Raw genomic sequence first — 20,120 nt, forward strand, 5'->3', positions numbered from 1 at the left:
TACGCTTACTCGACGGCGGGGTGAAGGCGGCCAGGGTCGTAATCGACGTATTAAGCGATACGTTGTCCGGTCAGGCGTACCCAGCCTTCCTGCATGACAGGCGTATCCATGCTCAGCCCCTCTTGTTGATAAGCCTGCATGACGTCATCAGCCTGGTTGGCCAGAATGCCCGAAAGGGCAATGCAACCGCCGGGCGCAACGTGACCTGCAATCGTTGGTGCCAGCTCGATCAGCGGACCCGCCAGAATGTTGGCGGTGACAATCGGATAGCGGCTTTTGGCGAGCTGCTCGGGATAACAAAGGGTCAGGGCCGTTTCATCAATCTGGTTACGCTCTGCGTTTTCGCGGCTGGCTTGCAGCGCCTGAGGGTCAATATCGGTACCATCGGCATGGGCCGCGCCGAGCTTTAATGCGGCAATGGCCAGAATGCCCGAACCACAGCCGATGTCGAGTACAGACTGGCCGGCGAGTTGACCGCTGACGGCCAGGCCATCGAGCCATTCAAGACACAATGCAGTGGTCGGGTGGGTCCCCGTGCCAAACGCCAGGCCCGGGTCGAGGATCAGGTTGACGGCATCGGATTCGGGCGGTTCATGCCAGCTTGGCACAATCCAGAGCCTTTCTCCCATGCGCAGGGGGGTAAAGTCTTTCATCCACTCGCGTTCCCAATCGCGATCCGCGAGTAGCTCGTAGTCAATGCTCGGGCAGGGTTCGTCCGTTACCTGTTCCGACCAGGCGGCTTCGATACGCGCCAGCATGGCGTCGATGCCCTCGAGATCATCGTATAGGCCGGTGACGACAGTGTCCTGCCATAAAGGCGTTGTGCCGCGTTCAGGCTCGAAGACCGGGTCGTCATGGGCGTCTTGAAGCCCAATCGCTGTCGCGCCTTCTTCAAGGAGCAACTCTTCCAGCAGCTCTGCCTGCTCGGGCGGGACGTGCGCTTTGAGTTGAAGCCAGGGCATTCCGGATCTCCGCAGCAGCAAAAAAAGCGGGATGACGATGGCCATCCCGTGATCATCAATCTCAGCGTGGCTTAGCTGCTGAGTTTCTTTTCGAGGTAGTGGATATTGACGCCACCCTGGCGGAAGTAGCTGTCGCGCACCAAGTCTTTTTGCAGGTCAATGTTGGTTTTGATGCCTTCGACCAATAGTTCATCCAGTGCGTTGCGCATACGGGTGAGGGCAATTTCACGGTCCTCTCCCCAGGTGATCAGCTTGCCGATCAGCGAGTCGTAATGGGGCGGTACGGTATAGCCGGTATACATGTGGGAGTCCATGCGTACCCCGAGGCCGCCCGGCGCGTGGTAAAGGCTTACCTTGCCGGGTGAGGGCATGAAGGTGCGCGCGTCTTCGGCGTTGATACGGCATTCGAACGAGTGGCCGTTCAGTACGACGTCTTCCTGGCGGATCGTCAGCGGCATGCCCGAGGCAATGCGTAGCTGTTCCTTGACAATATCCACGCCGGTTACCATCTCGGTGACCGGATGCTCCACCTGGACGCGGGTATTCATCTCAATAAAAAAGAAGTTGCCGTCTTCGTAGAGGAACTCGAAGGTACCTGCGCCCCGGTAGTTGATTTCCACGCATGCCTGGCGGCACGCTTCCAGCACCTTGGCGCGCGCTTCAGGGTCGATGCCGGGAGCCGGTGCTTCCTCGAGGACTTTCTGGTGGCGACGCTGGAGCGAGCAGTCCCGGTCAAAGAGGTGGATGGCATTACCCTGGCCGTCGGCGAGTACCTGAACTTCCACGTGGCGGGGATTTTCGAGAAACTTCTCCATGTAGACGGTACCATCGCCAAACGAGGAGTGGGCCTCGGTGCGGGTGACGGTAATCGCGGAAAGCAAGTGGCCCTCGGCATGCACAACGCGCATGCCACGCCCGCCACCACCGGCTGCCGCCTTGATGATAACCGGATAGCCGATGCGCCGGGCAGTCGCGAGATTGGTTTCATCATCGTCGCCAAGCGGGCCATCCGAGCCTGGAACTGTGGGGACGCCAGCCGCTTTCATTGATTCAATGGCGCTGACTTTATCGCCCATCAGGCGAATGGTTTCTGCGCGGGGGCCGATAAACGTAAAGCCCGAGCGTTCTACCTGTTCGGCAAAGTTGGCGTTTTCGGATAAAAAGCCATAGCCGGGATGAATGGCGCTGGAATCGGTCACTTCCGCGGCGCTGATCAAGGCCGGAATATTAAGATAGGACTGAGCAGAGGAGGCCGGACCGATACATACCGCCTCATCGGCTAGGCGTACATGCATGAGTTCGCGGTCCGCCTTTGAATGAACCGCCACGGTTTTAATGCCTAGCTCTTTACAGGCCCGGAGGATACGTAGAGCAATCTCGCCGCGGTTGGCGATAAGTACCTTGTCGAGCATGGGAGAGTCCACCCGTATTGAAATGAAGGATTAAGCGATGACGATCATTGGCTGATCGAATTCCACCGGCTCACCGTCTTCTACCAGAATGGCTTCCACCACGCCGTCACGGTCGGCTTCGATTTGGTTCATCATCTTCATGGCTTCCACGATACACACCGTATCGCCTTGCTTGACCGTATCGCCAACTTCCACAAAGGATTTGGCGCCGGGCGCGGGACTGCGATAGAAGGTGCCGACCATCGGTGAGTTGATGGCTTCACCGCGATAGCTGGTGCCCGGAGCGGCATCCTCTTCGGGCGCCGGAGCAGTGTTGGCAGCGGGCGCGGCAGGCGCCTGTTGAGGGGCATGCTGAGCGTACTGGGGCATGGACTGCGGATGCCACGTCGCACCATTGGGATGCCGACTGATGCGTACCGACTCTTCGCCTTCCTGGATTTCAATCTCGCTAATATTGGACTCTTCAAGCAGTTCAATCAGTTTTTTGACTTTACGGATATCCATTACCTAGCCCCATCACTATCGTTAAGAGTGGTGTGCTCACCGCGCGTCAATAGCGCAGTAAACCAAATGTTAAAATGAAGAGAACGCCGCATGATAACGAACGTTACCCTTTTATACTGCTTCAAAAAGCAGAAAATCAATCAATATGGTGGCGAAGTTTGCCGAAAAACGTTATCGATGTCCAGCTACCGCATGCTTGGCACATAGCGCTATTTCCAAACAATCGTTTGACGACATTCGCGACAGGACGCCTCAATATCTAACCTTGGCCCGTCTGGCGGCTCTCTTCCCAACGTGCCAGTTCGCGCAGGTGCCGGGCGAAGTCAGCGGCGTTGATATCGCCCTGGATGCGTGCTTCGCGGACCTCCTGGCCATTCTGGAAAAAGAGCAGGCTGGGTGGGCCGAATAGCTGGTAGCGGTTCAACAGTTCGCGACTTTGCGCATTGGTTTCGGTGACATCGACGGCAATGCGCTCAAAGCCGGAAAGTTGCTCGATGACAGCGGGGTTCGTGTAGACGTCGCGTTCCAGCTGGCGACATGCGATGCACCAGTCAGCCGTAAAATGAACGAAGACCGGGTTACCCTCTGCCTTGGCTGTGTCGATGGCGCTGTTGAGTGCCGGCAAGTTGTCCAAACGCTGAAAAGCCAATGGTGCTGAAGCGTCGTTTTTATTGGCCGTTTGGAAGTTTAGCGGGCGCAGGGGATCATGCGAGCCCAAGGCAGCGCCAAGGGTAAGGGCGATGCCCCAGGTCAAAAGGATAAGGCCCAGTGTTTGACGCGCTTTAGCCCAGCCCGATGGCGTATTGGTTTGCAAGGCGCCCAGGGTCAGGGCGGTACCGATAGCAAGTGCTGCCCAGAGAAGCAAGGCAACCGGCGGAGCCACCAGACGTTCTACCATCCAGATGGCCACCCCAAACAGCAACAGCCCAAAAGCGATTTTGACCCCGTTTAGCCAAGGGCCGGAACGCGGCAGTGATGTTGCACCGAAGGTGCCCACCAACAGGAGCGGAACACCCATTCCCATGCCCAGCGCAAACAGCATGGCGCCGCCAGTGAATGCATCGCCGGTGGTGGAAATGATCACCAGCGCCCCGGCCAGGGGCGCCGTTACACAGGGAGACACCACCAGTACCGACAGTGCGCCTGCCAGTGCCAACCCTGCCGGGCCGCTGCGCTGCGCCCGTGCCTGCCAGGCGTCGATGCGCTGCGCCAGACGTGGCGACAGGCGCAGGTCAAAGGCGCCGAGCATGGCCAGGCCAAACACGCTGAACAGAATGGCAAAGGTGATCAGTACCGGGGCAGACTGCAACTGTGCCTGGAGATTGAGACCGGCCCCGAATAGCCCCATCAGCACGCCGACCGCCGCATAGGTAACGGCCATGCCGAGCACATAGCTGGCCGACAGTATGAAGGCACGAGGGCGCGAGGGCTGTTGACCGATGATGATTGAAGACAGAATGGGCACCATCGGTAATACGCAGGGCGTGAATGTCAGCCCGATGCCTGCCAGGAAGAAAAGTCCCAGCGCCAACGGTAGGCTGGCGTCGGTCATCAGTTGGCTGAAACGGCTGTCCTCGCTCTGCGGCGCGCCAGGGCGTGTGGCATTGTCATTCACTGCCGCGGACACGTCGGCAGGTGCTGCCGTGTCGGTGGCGTCATCCGCCGCTTCCATCGGCGATGAGGCAGGTGTCTCGTCAGTATCCGCCCTGGCCTCCCAGTCGGCGTACGCGCGCGGCGGTTGGCTTTCGGTAGCCTGCAGCGCGACGGTTTCCGGTGGGTAACACAGCCCGGCATCGGCGCAGCCCTGGAAGGTAAAGTCGATATCCAGCGGACCTGAAAAGTCACTTTCCAGCGGCACTTCCATGACCATCCGGTCGCGGAAAATATAGACGTCACCCATGAATTCATCATTGGTGAAGGTGCCCTCGGGCAGTTCTGGCTCGCCCAGGCGAGCCAGGTTCGTCAGGCTCTCCACGGCAAACTGGTGCCGGTAGAGGTAATACCCGTCAGCGGCCTCAATGCCTACGAAGAGGGTGTCACCGTCATGCCAGGCGGTGGGTTGAAAGGCTTCCAGGACGGGTAGAAAGTCGTCGTTCTGATCGCTTGAGGAAAACCACTGCGCCTGGGCCAATAGCGGTAGCGTGCCGAGCAGACACAAGAGCCCTAAACGTCGAATCGTATGCAAAATGTATCCTTGGTCGATAACGTCATATCAGGCCGCTAGCATAACGCAAGATGGCGCGCCGGTAACGGTTGGCGCCGGGCGTCAGGAAAAATACTGAGCGCCAACGAAACGGGGCCACCCGAAGGTGGCCCCATTAATCACTGCGCGGAACTGCTCAGGCTTTGTGGTAAGCCGCCGCCGATTTTTCAATGGCCTTGCGTGCCGCGTCTACGCCTTCCCAGGACTCGACTTTAACCCATTTGCCTTTTTCGAGATCTTTGTAGTTTTCGAAGAAGTGGGCGATCTGCTGACGCAGCAGTTCGGGCAGGTCGGTGACTTCCTGAACGTCGTCATAGAGCGAGCTGAGCTTGGGGTGCGGAACGCATACCAGCTTGGCGTCTTCACCGGCTTCATCGGTCATGTTCAGGATGCCGACCGGGCGTGCACGGATGATGCTGCCGGGCTGGACCGGATGCGGCGTGACGACCAGTGCATCCAACGGGTCGCCATCGTCGGCCAAGGTGTGGGGAATAAAACCGTAGTTGGCCGGGTAGAACATGGGCGTGGCCATAAAGCGGTCGACCAGCAGGGCCCCCATGTCTTTATCGATCTCGTATTTGATCGGCGCATGATTGGCAGGAATTTCAATCGCCACATACAGGTCGTTGGGCAGATCCTTACCAGCGGGGATGTTGTCGAAGTTCATCGTTAATTCCTTGGTCGTACAATGGCTAGGCAATCGAAGTTGCTGTATGAATAGCACCGGATTATACGAACATGGCCGCAAGATTACCAATGCGACATAGGTGTTGCGACGACAAAGCGTTTCGCGATCGTGCTGCTCGGTCTGCTTTACGACGTCACGACGTTTGGCGAGCATCGTTCAGTATCGCCAGCGTGTATCATAGGAGTTTCTAGACAGTGATGTCAGTTGCCAATGCTGTATGCTCAGGAGGATGATTTGGCTCATGCCCAATTGCTGATCAGTTACGGTCAGGCATTTGTTGCCCCGGACCGGCGTCTGCACCGCAGCTCCATGTCGGTACGCTTCCCCGAACCGCCGTTGCTCAAGGCAAAAGGAGGTTGCGCAGTCATTAGCGACTCACTGGCGCGCAATACCCTGGCCAAGCAGGCGGGAGATTTGAGCGTACGGGGCTTTTTAGCCGATTATTTTTCCACGCCTGATCATTGGGACGTCAAGACGTCGGCGACGCGCGTGCTTAGAGCGCTCAATAGCTGGTGTTATGGCCAGAGCCAGCATGTGCAGAACGGCAGCTTCGTGTCATCGCTGTCGGCCTTGATATTCCGTGAACGCGATGCCCACCTGTTCCACATGGGGGACACCCTGGTGTTCCGTCTGCGAGGCGCCGAGTTCGAACAGCTGACGCGTGATCACGTCACGGACCTGGGGGGCTACCGCTATCCATCCCGGGCGCTGGGAATGGATGGCAGTCTGGACATTGACTACACCCATCTACCCATGAAGCAGGGCGATCTGTTCCTGTTTACCACCCAGGCTGTGGGGGGCACCTTGCTGCCGTCTGACTACGTGCGGCTGATCCGCCAGGATGCCAGCGATCTGGATGCGGCCTGTGAGCGTCTCGCCAATGAAGCGAAACAGCGGGCTCAGGAACGCGGCTATGGCGGTGACCAATTCTGTTTCCAGTTGGTGCGCATCGATGAGCTGCCTGAAGAAAGCAGCGATCATCCCGGTCAGTTATACGGCGAGCTGCCGATACCGCCGGAACTGGCACCCGGTGCCAGGCTGGATGGCCTGGAGGTGCTGGCAGTGTTGTCGCGTACCGCCCAATCACGTATCTACCGTGTCCGCGATGTCTACTCCGAGCGGGAAATGGTCATGAAGGCGCCGAGCCCCGAGCTTTCGTTGCGCAATGCCTATCTAGAGCACTTTCTGCTCCAGCAGTGGGTGGTGGAACGGGTCAATTCGCCGTTCGTGGTCAAGGTTGTCGAGCCGTCGCGGCCGCGGCGTTACCTCTATTATCTGATGCAGCACATTGAAGGCGAGACGCTGCGTCACTGGGCCGAGCGCCATCCCCAGGCAAGTCTGTCCCAGCGGCTGGATATCGCCAATCAGCTGGGCAAAGCCGTTCAGGCCTTGCACCACCGCGAAATCATCCACCAACAAATCAACCCCGATAATATCCTGATCGACCCCCACGGCAAGGTCGTGCTTACCGACTTCAGCGCCTGCCATATGCGCGAGGTTGACGGCCATCGCCACTCGGCCGAACTGTTGAGGCAGGTGGGCTTCAACGAGCACACCGCCCCGGAGTATGCCCTGGGGGACAGTGTCGGGCGGCGCAGTGACCAATACTCCTTGGCATCGACCGTCTATTGGCTGTTGACCGGCGAGCTGCCCTACAACCTGACGCCTAATCGGCTGCGCAGCCATACCGATCTGGAAGGCTTGACCTACCGCAACGCACGCACCACCAACCCGGAAATATCGCCAGAGCTCGACGAGGCCCTGCGGCGCGCCCTGGACCCCCAGCGAGCCCTGCGTTTCAGGCGGTTATCGGAGTTTCTGCATGCCCTGCGGTTGCCCTTGGGTAAACGGGCAGCGGAGGATAAAGAGCGCAAGGAGCCGCGCCACTTCTGGCAGGGAGTCGCCGGTATTCTGCTGCTGTTGCTGGTGCTGTCGTGGCTGTTGCGTTAACGGTTCCATTGGATAAACAAGCCCAGGCGTCGCGGGACGAGCCTGGGCTATGGGTAGCGGCGACGCAGTAAACGCCTAGAGCGTGAACACAGGCAGCTTGCGTTCTACCTTGGCCAGTTTCAGCTTGGCCACTTTGGGCAGGCCATTTTCAAAGGGAGGGAAGTCTTCTCCCTGAATCAACGGCGAGAGGTAGTCGCGGCAGGTGTCGGTAATGTCGAAGCCTTCTTCGCTGATGAAATCCCGGGGCATGAACTTCTCCTGGTTCGCCACCTGGGACAGCGGCGCAGAGATGACATCCCACTGATAGGGCGACTGAGAAATCCGGCGAATGGCGGGCATCATGGCGTTCTTGCCCGCCAGCGCCAGCGTCACCGCTTCACGACCGACCGCGTAGGCCTGCTCGACGTCGGTCTTGGACGCCAGGTGACGGGCGGCGCGTTGAAGGTAATCTGCAACCGCCCAGTGGTATTTATAGCCCAGGTCCTGCTTGATCATACCGGCCAGCGTGGGGGCAACGCCGCCCAGTTGACGGTGACCGAAAGCATCGGTGTTGCCCGCATCGGCCAGGAAAGTGCCGTCTTCATAGCGCGCCCCTTCCGACACCACGATCACGCAGTAACCATTCTGCTTGACGCTTTGCTCGACCCTTTCCATGACCGCTTTGCGGTTGAACGGAATTTCCGGGAATACGATCAGGTGAGGGGGCTCACCAGCGCCTTCACCGGCTAACCCGCCTGCCGCCGCGATCCAGCCAGCGTGGCGACCCATCACTTCAAGCACAAACACCTTGGTTGATGTGGCGCACATCGAGGCGATATCCAGCGACGTCTCACGGGTAGAGGTGGCGATGTACTTCGCCACGCTGCCAAAGCCAGGGCTGTTGTCGGTAATCGGCAGGTCGTTATCGACGGTTTTGGGCACATGAATGGCCGTCAGTGGATAGCCCAGTTTTTCGGAAAGCTGGGACACTTTCAGACAGGTATCCGCGCTGTCACCGCCGCCATTATAAAAGAAGTAGCGGATATCGTGGGCCTTGAAGACCTCGATCAGGCGCTCGTACTGGGCGCGGTGGGTATCGATATCCTTGAGCTTGTAGCGGCAAGAGCCAAACGCGCCCCCCGGCGTGTAGCGCAAGGCCGCGATGGCTTCATCGCTTTCCTGGGTGACATCGATGAGGTCTTCCGTCAGGGCTCCAATAATGCCGTTATGACCGGCATAGACCTTGCCGATCTGGTCGGGGGCTTGACGGCAAGCTTCGATGACGCCGCAAGCACTGGCATTGATCACGGCGGTAACACCGCCTGATTGGGCGTAAAAGGCATTATACTGAGCCATGGAAACGTCTCATCTCCTGAAAGTCGGAAGGCGTAATGATAAGTGGGCGAAGTTTAGCGTAAAGCGTTAAGGCCTGCATACGGCTAGTCGCCGCTATCCAGGGCCTGTTCGCGCTGGGCCAGTTGCCAGCCGCCTAAATCCTTGTAGCGGTTGACCATGGCGCAGAACAGTTCGGCTGTGCGTTCGGTATCGTAGCGCGCCGAGTGAGCCGCTTTGTTATCAAATTCGATACCCGCTGCCTGGCAGGCGCGTGCCAGAACGGTCTGGCCGTAGACCAACCCCGCCAGGGTCGCTGTGTCGAAGCTGGAAAAAGGGTGGAAGGGGTTGCGCTTGACACCGCAACGGTTGGCGGCCGCGTTTAAAAAACCATGATCGAACGCCGCGTTATGGCCGACCAGGATCGCCCGCGAACAGCCATGGGCTTTAATCGACTTGCGGATAGGCCGAAAAATCTCGCCCAGGGCTTCTTCCTCACTCAGCGCGACCTGCTGACGTAAGGGGTCATCCAGGTTGATGCCGGTGAAGTCCAGCGCGGACTGCTCAACGTTGGCCCCCTCAAACGGCTGAATATGGTAGGCATGAGTGGCATCGGGCAAAAGGTTGCCTTCTGGGTCCATTGTCAGGGTAACGGCAGCAATTTCCAGCAAGGCGTCGCCTTGTGCATTGAAGCCGCCGGTCTCCAAATCAACGACAACGGGCAGGTAACTGCGAAAACGTTGGGCCATTAATTCGCGGGCAATCGCCTCGCTCATGCAGCTCTCCTTAGTCTGCGAGTAATCGGTTAGCGCTTTTCGTGGGGTGATTCTAGCAGTTTCCTGTTAAGGCGTCGTTGGCGGTATTCGCTGAGCACTGAGAACGCTATACTTGGAGGCTGGTGTTTTTCAGCGTGAGCCATTCCCCGATTAGCGAGTCTGGCGCGCACTCGTTCAGAAAAGGAGTCAAGAATGTCCGATGTCAAAAAGGTTGTGCTGGCATATTCAGGCGGCCTGGACACATCCGTTATCGTTAAGTGGTTGCAAGAAACCTACAACTGCGAGGTAGTGACGTTTACCGCCGACATCGGTCAAGGCGAAGAGGTTGAGCCTGCGCGTGCCAAGGCAGAGGCGTTGGGCGTCAAAGAAATCTATATCGAAGACCTGCGCGAAGAGTTTGTGCGTGACTTCGTCTACCCGATGTTTCGTGCCAACACCATCTACGAAGGCGAATACCTGCTGGGTACTTCCATCGCCCGCCCGTTGATTGCCAAGCGCTTGATCGATATCGCCAACGAGACCGGTGCCGATGCCATTTCCCACGGTGCGACCGGCAAAGGCAACGACCAGGTTCGCTTTGAGCTGGGCGGCTATGCCTTGAAGCCAGGTGTGAAAGTGATCGCGCCGTGGCGTGAGTGGGATCTGACATCACGCGAAAAACTGATGGCCTACTGCGAAGAGCACAATATCCCCGTCGACTTTTCCAGTAAAAAGAAAAAATCGCCTTATTCCATGGATGCCAACCTGCTGCATATTTCTTATGAAGGCGGCATTCTGGAAGACCCTTGGGCGGAAGCCGAAGAAGACATGTGGCGCTGGAGTGTCTCGCCGGAAGCGGCGCCCGATAAGCCGACTTACGTGGAACTCACGTTCGAGAAAGGCGATATCGTGGCGATCGACGGTGAAGCCCTCAAACCCCATGAAGTGCTTGAAAAGCTCAATAAGCTGGGTGGCGATAACGGCATCGGCCGTCTGGATATCGTTGAGAACCGCTATGTGGGCATGAAGTCGCGTGGCTGCTACGAAACCCCAGGGGGCAGCATCATGCTGCGCGCCCACCGGGCGATCGAGTCATTGACCCTGGACCGCGAAGAAGCGCATCTTAAAGACCAGTTGATGCCGAAATACGCCGAAGTCATCTACAACGGCTACTGGTGGAGCCCCGAGCGTCGCATGCTGCAGGCAGCGATCGATGAAACCCAGCATAACGTCTCCGGCGTCGTGCGCATGAAGCTCTACAAGGGTAATGCCATCGTGGTGGGCCGTCAGTCAGAGCAGTCGCTGTTTGATGAGTCGATTGCCACCTTTGAAGACGATGCCGGTGCCTACGACCAGAAAGATGCCGAAGGCTTTATCAAGCTGAACGCGCTGCGTCTGCGGATTGCGGCGGGTAAAGGGCGTCAACAGAGCTAACGGGCTGGTTGGGCGGCAAGCATGACTTGCCGCCTGCCGGACGCGAGGAGACAAAATGTTAAAAAAACTACTCTCGGGGTTGCTGGGTGGCGGCCAGGAAGGCGCCAAGGGCAACACTCAATCGGCCGACCCCGTCGAATACAAAGGCTACATGATCACTTCTCAGCCCGATAACCAGAGCGGCCAGTATCGGGTGAGCGGTTTGATCACTCGGCCCCAGGGTGAGGGAGAGGCGCTTGAGCACCGCTTTGAACGCTCGGATATGCTGCCCAGCCGAGACGCCTGCGACGCCATGATGATCACCAAAGCCCAGCGCTACATCGATGAAGTGGGCGATGACATGTTCAAGCCCGATCCGCGCCACGAAGGCGGCCGGTGACGGAGAGGCGGCTGTAACGTTAAGGAGAGGCGTATGCGGGTTGTCCACCAAGCCTCACCCTGGCGCTCCCTGTTTACTGATGACGGGACGCTCAAGCTATCGGCGCTCACCGCGCCGTTGAGTCACCTTTCCACCCATCTCTCTTCGCCGTTTACCTCGTTAGCCGATGTGCATGCGTGGCAGCTGTCCCTGGCTGAATCACTGGTTCACTACGACCTGCCAGCCTGGCGCATCAGTGAGGTGATCAGTGACCATAACGCCATGCTTTACCGTCAGGCGATTTCGCTATCGCTCGACGAAATGCGCGCCCAAGGCTGGGGGGAACCGCCGGTCGACTACTGCGTACTGCTGTTGGGCTCTGCCGCGCGCTATGAGAGTCTACTGGGTCCCGACCAGGACAATGCGCTGATCATTGACGACTACCCCGATCACCGCCACGTCGAGATCGACGGCTACTTTCAAGCATTAGGCGAGCGGTTTACCCAGCGTCTGGACGAGGCGGGTATACCACTGTGCCGAGGTCACGTAATGGCACGCTGGCCGATGTGGCGTAAGCGGTTGAGCGAGTGGCGCACCCAGCTGTCAATCTGGAGTGCCGACCGGCGGGTAAAACGGGTACAGCAGACCAATATTCTGCTTGATTTTGCACCGGTTGCGGGCAATTCGGCGCTGGCGGAACGACTGGCTGAAAGCATCGCGTCGACCTTGCCCAAGGCGTCCCTGTTCATGCACGAGATGGCCGCATTGCTTGACGAGCTGCCGGTGGCGCTGGACCGCTTCGGGCGGGTCACGTCAAGTCCCGGTCTTGCGGCCCCCCATCATCAGGCCGTCAATCTGAAACAGCAGGGGCTGTTGCCACTGATAAGCGCCGCACGCCTGATGTGTGTGCGCCACCGGTGCCCTGAAATGTCCACCCGAGCGCGACTGGTGGCGCTTGACCAGGCAGGCGAGCTGTCAGCGGCGCAATCAGCGCTCCTGGTGGCGGCCTTTGAGCGCCTCCAGCAGCGGTTGCTGGATCAGCAGCGATACAACAAGGCGCACGGCCACGCCGCTGACGGTTGGGTTGATATGCAACGTCTGCGCGACGATGAGCGGTTGCTTTTAAAGTTTGACCTCCAGCAGATCAAGGCGTTTGTACAACAGGCACGCGCCGCCTAGCCAGGTGTCGTGCTTATGATAGCGATGGTGGGGCGGATGAGTCGGTGGTCGTTGGATGCTCAGGGGCGGGCGGCAGCTCCAGTGTCAGGCAGGCGCCGCCCAGGGTCTGGGCATCTTCCACCCAGAGACGTCCCCCCAGATGGGCAATAATGCCCCGGCTGATGGGTAGCCCGAGCCCGCTTCCCTTGGGGCGACCGTGGGGGATATCGCCGTCCTGCTGTATCTGGTGAAATTTTTCGAATACCCGCTCGCGCTCATCGACGCTAATCCCTGCGCCGTTATCTTCCACGCTTAAGCGGAAATGATGGCGGTGACGGTATAGGCTCAGGCGCACCATGGGCTGATGGCGATCGGCAAATTTGCCCGCGTTATCGAGCAGATTGATGATCACCTGTTCCAGGCGGTCCTGGTCGCCGATCACCATGGCCGGGTCAGCCTCGATACTCATCTCAAGCTTGATCCCGCGTTCCTGATGCAGGTGTGCAATGGCATCGACGCTGTGCCGCGCCAGCGCCGCCAAGTCTAGCGGCACCGGGTTGAGCGTCAAGCGGCCGCTTTCCAGTCGGGCCAGGTCCAGAATCTCTTCTATCAGGCGGGATAGTCGCTGGCTTTCATGAACGATGACGCCCAGAAAGTGCTGGCGCTTTTCGTCGGGCAGCTCGCTGTTATCACGCAGAATTTCCGCAAAGGCGCGGATCGAGGTGAGCGGTGTGCGTAGTTCATGGCTGACCATGGCGACAAACTCATCTTTCAAGCGGTCCAGCTCGCGCAGCCGTTCATTGGCACCGCGTAACTCTTCGCCGATTTGCGCCAACTCTTGGGACTTCTGCTCCAGGCGGCGGTTGTACTCGAGGGTTTGCGAGGTGGTATCCAGAATGCTCAGAATCGACTCGATATCCAGCGCTTCACCGCGTACCACCGAATTGATCAGCACCCGGGCAGAGGCACTGCCCAGCGACCCGGCAAGTGCCTGTTCGGCGCGGGTGATCAGCTCGGCGTTGGCGGGCTCATCCGCCGTGAAGCCATTGTCAAAGCGGCCTTGACGGAAGACGCGCCGTGTTGCCTGGTCGCCAAGGTAGCGAATGAGCAATTCGTTAAGCGCCCCCTGCGTCGTTTGCCCACGCCATAGCGCTGCCGATTGCAGGTTGGGGTGCATCGCTTCGGTGAAAAGCGCGGCCTGGGTCTGTTCAAGGGGCGTGGGGCGGGTAAATAGCGAAACACCCACCAACAGTCCCACGTTGGCCAGCATGCTCCAGAGCAGTGAATGGCTGTAAATATCCCAGTCTTCCAGGCCGAACAGCGCGTAGGGCATCAGCCAGTCGATGCCCCAGGGCCCGTCGGTGAGCAGCGCGGCATCCAGCCAGCCGGACTGGGCAAACCCCGGCAGCAGCAGCGTATAGCACCAGACCATGAAACCTGCGATTAACCCTGCAGCGGCGCCTTGGCGGGTAGCGCCTCGCCAGTAAAGGCCGATGAGCAGCGCCGGGGCAAACTGAGCCGCGCCGGCAAAGGACACCAGACCAATGGTGACCAGGCTATAGGAATCGCCAATCAGCGCGTGGTAGAGGTAGCCGAGAAGCAGAATGAGCACAATGGCCACCCGGCGGATGCCCAGCAGCCAGCCCGCCAGCTCGCCCTTGGTGCTCAGGTGCAGGCGTCGTGAGCGTAACAGCAGCGGCATGACCAGCTGGTTGCTGACCATGGTGGAAAGCGCGATCGTCTCGACGATGACCATGCCGGTGGCGGCCGAGAGGCCCCCAATAAACACCAGCAGGGGCAAGCCCTCAAGCCCGGCTGACAGCGGCAGCGTCAACACAAAGCTGTCGGGGTCGCCGGCACTCACGCCCAATAGCAGTCCCGCCAGCGCAATGGGAATCACGAACAGATTGATCAGCAGCATATACAGCGGGAACAGCCAGCTTGCCCGGGTGAGGTGCTGCTCGTCGACATTTTCGACCACCAGGACCTGAAACTGACGCGGCAGGGTCAAGAACGCCAGAAAGGCCAGTACCAGCATGCCCACCCAGCCGGTGGCACCGCCGGGCACGCTGTCCAGGCGCATGCTGTCGGCGAGGCCCGGCGTGGCGGCTACCTCGTCAAACAGCGCAGCGGGCCCCTCAAACATCACAAAGACAACGAAGACGCCCACGGCCATGAAGGCCACCAGCTTGACGATCGATTCAAGCGCAATGGCGGCCACCATGCCTTCGTGGCGTTCGCTGGCATCCAGGTGGCGGGTACCAAACAGGATGATGAAGACCGCGAGCACCAGGGCGACCCAGAGAGACTTGTCCATCCAGAAGTGTTCATCCACCAGGGTGGCATCTGCCGCATTGGGGTAGTTGATCAGCACGGCATGGCTGACGGTAATGGCTTTTAACTGCAAGGCGATATAGGGCGTAATGCTGATCAGGGCCATCAAGGCAACGAGGGCGCCAAGGCTGCTGCTTTTGCCGTAGCGGGCACTGATGAAATCGGCAATCGAGGTGATCCGCTGGCGAGCCGCGATGCGCACCATCTTGCGGATCACAAAGGGCGACAGCAGCATCGCAAGGGTGGGCCCCAGATAAATGAGCAGAAAGCTGGGCCCATGCTCGGCGGCACGCCCGACGCTGCCGTAGAACGTCCAGGCGGTGCAGTAGACGGCGATGGAGAGGGCATAGACCGTGGGCGAGCCGATCAGTGAACGGCCCTGTTCCGCGCGCCGGTCGCCCCAGGCGGCGACCAGAAACAACAGCGCCAGATAACCAAAGGCGGTACCCAGTATGACCGGATCAGTGCGCATGGTCAGCGGCCCGCACGGTGTTCCATGAGCCAAGCCGCCAGGCCGATCACGATCGCCCAGGTACTGAACAGGTACAGCGGCAGCCAGCCGATGTGAGAAGCAGAGATGCGGTCGACTACCAGGATCATGGGCGGGCAGAACAGCAGCAGGGCAATGACCACCAGGGCCATCAGCCGTTCGGTTTTACGCGATTTGAGGCCTGACGATTTCATGTGGCGCTGGCATCCTCTCGGTCAAAGGCATTGGCCTGGAGGGCAAGCAGCTGCTCCAGGGTATTGATACCCCTTGCCTCCAGCCGCGGCAGCAGCGCCAACCATAGCTCGGCGGTGACGCGTGCATCGCCAAGTGCCGTGTGGCGAGTGCCCGGTGGAAACGTCAGGTCATAACGCTGGGCAAGGCTGTCCAGATCGTGGCCATCCAGCGCTTCGTCCAGGGCGCGTGAAATCAGCAGGGTATCGATTACCGGGATGTCGAACGTCACACCTTTATGGCTGATGGCCAGCAAGTCAAAGGCGGCGTTATGGGCCAGCATGACGGCGTCGCCCACATAGTCGCGAAAGCGGGGCAAGACGATGTCCAGCGGCGGTGCACCGGCCACATCGGCATCGGTAAGACCGTGGATGGCGGTGCTGGCCAGCGGAATAGGCCGTTTGGGGTCGACCTTCTGGTCGAAGACATCGCTTGCCAGCAGCTTTGCATTCACCACGCGGCAGGCACCGAGACTGATCACTGTGTCACCGCGACGCAGTTCAAGCCCGGTGGTTTCGGTATCAAAGGCGACGATCTCAAGGCTGCGCAGCGAACGACTGGCAAGGGCTTCGTCGGGCGGCGGCAGGTCGGCAATGCCGAAGTCATGGAATTCAGGGCGCGGCGGAGCGGTTTCCCGCGGGGCACCGACACGCTCCATGGCGGGTAGCGGAAGGCGCAAACGGGCATGGGTGCCGTTTGCGTCGCCCAGGCTCCAGATATCACTGGCGTGCTGGCGAAGCACATCGGCGACGCTCGGGCTCAGGGGCAGTGACGGCAGCGTTTGCTGCCGCCATTCGGCCAGCTCGTGTTCCGGCAGCGCCTTGCCGTGCCAGATAAGGTCGAGATAGACGCGCTTGTTGCCCAAACACATTTCGCCCTCGAAGCCGCTGTCGGGCAGGTGCGCATTGAGGTGCTTGACCAGCGAATCGAACAGCGCGATCAGTGCCGGCGCGTCGCCCTTGAACCAGGCGGGCATACCCACCGGGGTGATCAGGCGGTGCTCGGGGTCGAGGCGCTCGTCCAGCGCCTGCCAGAAATCGTTGGACCACATGGGCGTCAGGCGTTCCCCCTGATGCTGCATGTCATCCAGAAGCTGACCGATCCTGGCGACGTTATCGCCCAGGGTGGCGCCTTCTTCCTGGATGACGCGCTCGAACCGCTGGCGCAGCGCCGAGGTGTCGACGTCGCCCTGATGCCTGAGCTGAATCAGCGCGTCGGCGGCGCTGGTCAGGCTGGCGGTATGCTGGCGCAGCGGCGTCAACATGTCGGCGAGCTCCGCTCTAACGCCCATTTCACTCGACCAGGAGGCGGTGGCGTCGCTGAACGTCAACAGCGTTTCGCCGTCGCTGCCGGGAACGCGGCGTAAAATGACCTTGAGCCAGCGGTTCTCGCAGGGGGCCAGTAGCTCCCGGGGGGCGCCGTCGTCGGGTAGCTGACGGATCGCCTGCTGCAAGCTGGCGACCGGGATAAGCGCTTCGAGACGCTTGCCAAGGCCAAGGCCGGTATGGTCGACAAAAAAATCCTCGGCGGCCTGATTGAACAGCATGACACGGCGATGATGGTCACACAGCAGCAGCGGCGTCTCGAGTACCTGCAGCAAGGTTTCAAGCTCCTGGCGAATCTTGGCGGCGCTGCGTGCGCCTTCCGTGTGTGCCGTGGCCAGTCGGCTACGATCTTCCCGCCAGCTCTCGCGAACCCGCTGCAGGTCTGGCCCCAAGCCTTTCAGCCAGCCTTCGGGCGGGTACTCATCGCGGGCGTCAGGGTTGGCCACCAGGCGTGCCAGTTGGACCTGTAAATGACGCAGTGGGGTGAACAGCATGCGTTCAAGCAGCAACCCCGCCAGGAAAAGCGTGACGCCACCAGCGAAACTGCCCAGCCATAAGGCGATTCGTGTCGCCCCACTTGGCGCCAGTTGAGCATCCAGCCACGCAGCAAAAATAGCCCCGCCCAGCAGGCTGATGCCGCTAAGCAGAAGCCACAGGCCAATCAGTCGCTGGCGTTTGGGCAGCCCACCTCTCGTCATGGGGTGTTTCCTGTCAGCAGTGCGTTGACTTTCTCGACCAGCGCCTGGGTAGAAAAGGGCTTGGTGATGTAATCATCAGCCCCCAGCGCCATGCCTTTTTCCCGCTCCACTTCGCGGCCATGGGCGGTCAGCATAATGATGGGGAGTGTTGCGGTGCCGGGGGCCTGGCGTAACTGCTCCAGTACATCGAACCCGCTGATGCCCGGCAAACTGATGTCCAGCAAGATGAGGTCCGGCTTGCTTTGTTGCACATGCGCAAGCGCTTGCTCGCCGTCTTCTGCCGTCATGACCTCGAAGCCCCCTTGCTGCATCAGAAACTCAAGCGAGATGAGGATATTGGGTTCGTCATCGACCACAAGCACTCTGGCCATTGTGCTCTCCCTGGATTAAAGGTGTTGGGCCGTCTTATTGCCCCATTATTAGCCAGAGTGTAGGTAGGCGAGCCTGCTGCGCCAAGACGACCTTGGTAACAAAGCGGTCACTGTGGACGTTCAATAGGTAGTCTGCGGCTGTGATGACAAGCAACGCCCGATTATTACACAATTGTCCCCACGCTACTCAACGAGACCCTAATGAACGCTCCCTTGAATCGCCGTAAGCGGGTTTTACTGCTATCCGCCTATGATGCTGTCAGCCATCGTTACTGGGCTGACAGTGTCATCCGTCACGTCGAGTCTGTCGAGTGGACGCAACTGCGCTTGCCAGCGCGCCATTTCCGCTGGCGCGTTCGCGGTAACCCATTGACCTGGCTGTTTAAAGAGCACGAAACGCTGAGTCGGCCGTATGATGTGGTGCTGGTAACCTCGATGGTGGACCTGGCGACGTTAATTGGCTTGTTCCCTTCGCTAGGCCAGGCACACAAGATCATCTATTTCCATGAGAACCAGTTTGCCTACCCTGTGTCGGAAGCGCAGCACTCCTCGGTGGAAGGCAGAATGGTCAATCTGTATGCGGCCCTGGCGGCTGACACAGTGGTTTTTAATACCGCCTATAACCGCGATTCCTTTGTCGATGGCGCCCGCGCCTTTTTGAAAAAAATGCCCGAGAATATGCCAGCGGTGAAACCCCTTGAGGCGCTGCGGCAACGCGCCAGAATACTGCCTGTCCCGATCATGCCCCTTGATGGCAGGCATCAATGCCAGCGTCATCCCCGGCGGATTCTGTGGAACCACCGCTGGGAGTACGACAAGAACCCCGAGGACTTTTTCGAAGTGCTTTTTGAACTGAGCAACCAGGGGGTGGCCTTCGAGCTTACGGTGGTGGGGCAGCGCTTTCGTCATGTCCCGCCGATTTTTGCCGAGGCCGAGCAACGTCTTGCGTCACATATCACCGCCTGGGGGCCGCTGCCGGAAGGGCGCTATCGGGCTGAACTGGATAAAGCCGGTATCGTGGTGTCGACTACATGGCATGAGTTTCAAGGGCTGGCGATCATGGAGGCGGCCCAGCGGGGGGCGCGACCGTTGGTACCTGACCGCCTTTGCTTCCCGGCGCTTTACCCCAAGGCCTATCGTTACGATGGCACCCGAGGTGGGTTATACGATCAGCTGTACCGCTGGCTCACCACACCGACAGACCAGCCCGAGCCGTTGAATACGGCCCAATGGGAGTGGCCAGCATGGCAGGCGGCCTATTCGTCCCTGCTGACGGAAGGCGTGCTGGATTGATCAAGCAATCTCGGTTTTGTCTTTATAATCGCATAAATCTTCAATGATGCAGCTGCCGCATCGCGGCTTGCGGGCGATACATGTATACCGGCCGTGCAGGATCAGCCAGTGGTGGGCATCCTTTAGAAAATCCTTGGGGACGTGGCGCAACAGCTTTTGTTCCACCTCGACAACATTCTTGCCCTTGGCAATGCCTGTTCGGTTGGCGACCCGGAAAATGTGGGTATCCACCGCCATGGTCGGTTGGCCGAAGGCCGTATTCAAAATGACGTTGGCCGTCTTGCGTCCCACGCCAGGCAAGGCCTCGAGCTCGGCGCGGGTTTGGGGCACTTCACCATTATGCTTTTCCACCAGTTGATGGCAGGTTTTCATCAGGTTTTCGGCCTTGGTGTTGTACAAGCCGATGGTCTTGATGTGGGTTTTCAGGCCATCGATACCCAGATCGATAATGCCCTGCGGGGTATTGGCGACTGGAAACAGACGGGCAGTTGCCTTGTTGACACCGACATCGGTGGCCTGAGCGGAGAGTAGTACCGCAGCAAGCAACTCAAAAGGCGTATGCCAGTTGAGCTCAGTCGTTGGGTGAGGGTTTTCTGCCTGCAATCGGGCGAAAATTTCATGACGCTTCTGGGCATTCATGGGT

General features: G+C 59.4%; 17 protein-coding genes. 5 read left to right on the top strand and 12 right to left on the bottom strand.

Going from position 1 to position 20,120, the window contains the following annotated elements:
* Positions 1 to 50 precede the first annotated feature (50 nt).
* The 5 genes from prmA to ppa all read right to left on the bottom strand — a co-directional run bounded on the left by prmA (position 51) and on the right by ppa (position 5,748).
* Entirely contained in the window at positions 51 to 962 is a 912-nt protein-coding gene (gene prmA / locus ADS46_RS11785; protein WP_066320658.1) for a 50S ribosomal protein L11 methyltransferase, read from the bottom strand.
* 71 nt (positions 963 to 1,033) lie between these two features.
* Positions 1,034 to 2,374, bottom strand: a complete 1,341-nt coding sequence (gene accC / locus ADS46_RS11790; RefSeq protein ID WP_066320395.1) for an acetyl-CoA carboxylase biotin carboxylase subunit — start codon at positions 2,372 to 2,374, stop codon at positions 1,034 to 1,036.
* A 30-nt stretch (positions 2,375 to 2,404) separates the two neighbouring features.
* Positions 2,405 to 2,878: an acetyl-CoA carboxylase biotin carboxyl carrier protein gene (gene accB, locus ADS46_RS11795; RefSeq protein ID WP_066320398.1), complete on the bottom strand. Its 474-nt coding sequence runs from the start codon at positions 2,876 to 2,878 to the stop codon at positions 2,405 to 2,407.
* 259 nt (positions 2,879 to 3,137) lie between these two features.
* A complete protein-coding gene (gene dsbD / locus ADS46_RS11800; protein WP_066320400.1) occupies positions 3,138 to 5,063 on the bottom strand; it encodes a protein-disulfide reductase DsbD in 1,926 nt (641 codons plus the stop codon).
* A 154-nt stretch (positions 5,064 to 5,217) separates the two neighbouring features.
* A complete protein-coding gene (gene ppa / locus ADS46_RS11805) occupies positions 5,218 to 5,748 on the bottom strand; it encodes an inorganic diphosphatase (protein WP_066320401.1) in 531 nt (176 codons plus the stop codon).
* Between the two features lie 255 nt (positions 5,749 to 6,003).
* On the opposite strand from ppa, the gene ADS46_RS11810 reads away from it, so the two are divergent.
* Positions 6,004 to 7,719, top strand: a complete 1,716-nt coding sequence (locus tag ADS46_RS11810; protein ID WP_066320660.1) for a bifunctional protein-serine/threonine kinase/phosphatase — start codon at positions 6,004 to 6,006, stop codon at positions 7,717 to 7,719.
* 75 nt (positions 7,720 to 7,794) lie between these two features.
* Here ADS46_RS11810 and ADS46_RS11815 read toward each other — a convergent pair whose 3' ends face one another.
* Positions 7,795 to 9,054 (bottom strand): 6-phosphofructokinase, encoded by a 1,260-nt coding sequence (locus tag ADS46_RS11815; protein WP_066320403.1) that lies wholly within the window; start codon positions 9,052 to 9,054, stop codon positions 7,795 to 7,797.
* A gap of 83 nt (positions 9,055 to 9,137) precedes the next feature.
* Positions 9,138 to 9,806 carry a ribonuclease T gene (gene rnt, locus ADS46_RS11820; protein ID WP_066320406.1) on the bottom strand — a complete coding sequence of 223 codons (669 nt, stop codon included), beginning with the start codon at positions 9,804 to 9,806 and terminating at the stop codon, positions 9,138 to 9,140.
* 192 nt (positions 9,807 to 9,998) lie between these two features.
* Here rnt and ADS46_RS11825 point away from each other — a divergent pair, with 192 nt between their 5' ends.
* Genes ADS46_RS11825 through ADS46_RS11835 form a run of 3 tightly spaced genes read left to right on the top strand, consistent with a single transcriptional unit; the run spans position 9,999 to position 12,756 of the window.
* Positions 9,999 to 11,219 carry an argininosuccinate synthase gene (locus tag ADS46_RS11825; protein WP_066320407.1) on the top strand — a complete coding sequence of 407 codons (1,221 nt, stop codon included), beginning with the start codon at positions 9,999 to 10,001 and terminating at the stop codon, positions 11,217 to 11,219.
* A 55-nt stretch (positions 11,220 to 11,274) separates the two neighbouring features.
* Positions 11,275 to 11,598 (top strand): HlyU family transcriptional regulator, encoded by a 324-nt coding sequence (locus ADS46_RS11830; protein ID WP_066320410.1) that lies wholly within the window; start codon positions 11,275 to 11,277, stop codon positions 11,596 to 11,598.
* Between the two features lie 33 nt (positions 11,599 to 11,631).
* Positions 11,632 to 12,756 carry a DUF294 nucleotidyltransferase-like domain-containing protein gene (locus ADS46_RS11835; RefSeq protein ID WP_066320411.1) on the top strand — a complete coding sequence of 375 codons (1,125 nt, stop codon included), beginning with the start codon at positions 11,632 to 11,634 and terminating at the stop codon, positions 12,754 to 12,756.
* Between the two features lie 13 nt (positions 12,757 to 12,769).
* Here ADS46_RS11835 and ADS46_RS11840 read toward each other — a convergent pair whose 3' ends face one another.
* From ADS46_RS11840 to ADS46_RS11855, 4 genes are read right to left on the bottom strand one after another with little or no spacing between them, the layout of a single operon-like run.
* Positions 12,770 to 15,541, bottom strand: a complete 2,772-nt coding sequence (locus tag ADS46_RS11840; protein ID WP_066320413.1) for a sensor histidine kinase — start codon at positions 15,539 to 15,541, stop codon at positions 12,770 to 12,772.
* A gap of 2 nt (positions 15,542 to 15,543) precedes the next feature.
* Positions 15,544 to 15,753, bottom strand: a complete 210-nt coding sequence (locus ADS46_RS11845) for a hypothetical protein (protein ID WP_066320416.1) — start codon at positions 15,751 to 15,753, stop codon at positions 15,544 to 15,546.
* Positions 15,750 to 17,813: a 3'-5' exonuclease gene (locus ADS46_RS11850; RefSeq protein WP_066320418.1), complete on the bottom strand. Its 2,064-nt coding sequence runs from the start codon at positions 17,811 to 17,813 to the stop codon at positions 15,750 to 15,752. The genes ADS46_RS11845 and ADS46_RS11850 overlap by 4 nt, the downstream gene beginning before the upstream one ends.
* Positions 17,810 to 18,184 carry a response regulator transcription factor gene (locus ADS46_RS11855; protein ID WP_066320419.1) on the bottom strand — a complete coding sequence of 125 codons (375 nt, stop codon included), beginning with the start codon at positions 18,182 to 18,184 and terminating at the stop codon, positions 17,810 to 17,812. The genes ADS46_RS11850 and ADS46_RS11855 overlap by 4 nt, the downstream gene beginning before the upstream one ends.
* A 201-nt stretch (positions 18,185 to 18,385) precedes the next feature.
* On the opposite strand from ADS46_RS11855, the gene ADS46_RS11860 reads away from it, so the two are divergent.
* Positions 18,386 to 19,477 (top strand): tRNA-queuosine alpha-mannosyltransferase domain-containing protein, encoded by a 1,092-nt coding sequence (locus tag ADS46_RS11860; protein ID WP_066320422.1) that lies wholly within the window; start codon positions 18,386 to 18,388, stop codon positions 19,475 to 19,477.
* Here the strand turns inward: ADS46_RS11860 and nth are convergent, their stop codons facing one another.
* The gene (nth, locus tag ADS46_RS11865) at positions 19,478 to 20,116 is read right to left on the bottom strand and encodes an endonuclease III (protein WP_066320423.1); all 639 of its coding nucleotides are present in this window, start codon (positions 20,114 to 20,116) and stop codon (positions 19,478 to 19,480) included. It abuts the gene before it with no gap.
* Between the last annotated feature and the right edge of the window lie 4 nt (positions 20,117 to 20,120).

The sequence above is a fragment of the Halomonas sp. G11 genome (assembly GCF_001663515.1).
In the GTDB taxonomy this organism is placed as follows: domain Bacteria; phylum Pseudomonadota; class Gammaproteobacteria; order Pseudomonadales; family Halomonadaceae; genus Vreelandella.

What these genes read in the sequence shown, in the direction of transcription:
- prmA (WP_066320658.1), bottom strand. Translation starts at nt 962, where the DNA reads ATGCCCTGGCTTCAACTCAAAGCGCACGTCCCGCCCGAGCAGGCAGAG.
- accC (WP_066320395.1), bottom strand. Translation starts at nt 2,374, where the DNA reads ATGCTCGACAAGGTACTTATCGCCAACCGCGGCGAGATTGCTCTACGT.
- accB (WP_066320398.1), bottom strand. Translation starts at nt 2,878, where the DNA reads ATGGATATCCGTAAAGTCAAAAAACTGATTGAACTGCTTGAAGAGTCC.
- ppa (WP_066320401.1), bottom strand. Translation starts at nt 5,748, where the DNA reads ATGAACTTCGACAACATCCCCGCTGGTAAGGATCTGCCCAACGACCTG.
- ADS46_RS11815 (WP_066320403.1), bottom strand. Translation starts at nt 9,054, where the DNA reads ATGGCTCAGTATAATGCCTTTTACGCCCAATCAGGCGGTGTTACCGCC.
- rnt (WP_066320406.1), bottom strand. Translation starts at nt 9,806, where the DNA reads ATGAGCGAGGCGATTGCCCGCGAATTAATGGCCCAACGTTTTCGCAGT.
- ADS46_RS11825 (WP_066320407.1), top strand. Translation starts at nt 9,999, where the DNA reads ATGTCCGATGTCAAAAAGGTTGTGCTGGCATATTCAGGCGGCCTGGAC.
- ADS46_RS11830 (WP_066320410.1), top strand. Translation starts at nt 11,275, where the DNA reads ATGTTAAAAAAACTACTCTCGGGGTTGCTGGGTGGCGGCCAGGAAGGC.
- ADS46_RS11835 (WP_066320411.1), top strand. Translation starts at nt 11,632, where the DNA reads ATGCGGGTTGTCCACCAAGCCTCACCCTGGCGCTCCCTGTTTACTGAT.
- ADS46_RS11840 (WP_066320413.1), bottom strand. Translation starts at nt 15,541, where the DNA reads ATGCGCACTGATCCGGTCATACTGGGTACCGCCTTTGGTTATCTGGCG.
- ADS46_RS11845 (WP_066320416.1), bottom strand. Translation starts at nt 15,753, where the DNA reads ATGAAATCGTCAGGCCTCAAATCGCGTAAAACCGAACGGCTGATGGCC.
- ADS46_RS11850 (WP_066320418.1), bottom strand. Translation starts at nt 17,813, where the DNA reads ATGACGAGAGGTGGGCTGCCCAAACGCCAGCGACTGATTGGCCTGTGG.
- ADS46_RS11855 (WP_066320419.1), bottom strand. Translation starts at nt 18,184, where the DNA reads ATGGCCAGAGTGCTTGTGGTCGATGACGAACCCAATATCCTCATCTCG.
- ADS46_RS11860 (WP_066320422.1), top strand. Translation starts at nt 18,386, where the DNA reads ATGAACGCTCCCTTGAATCGCCGTAAGCGGGTTTTACTGCTATCCGCC.
- nth (WP_066320423.1), bottom strand. Translation starts at nt 20,116, where the DNA reads ATGAATGCCCAGAAGCGTCATGAAATTTTCGCCCGATTGCAGGCAGAA.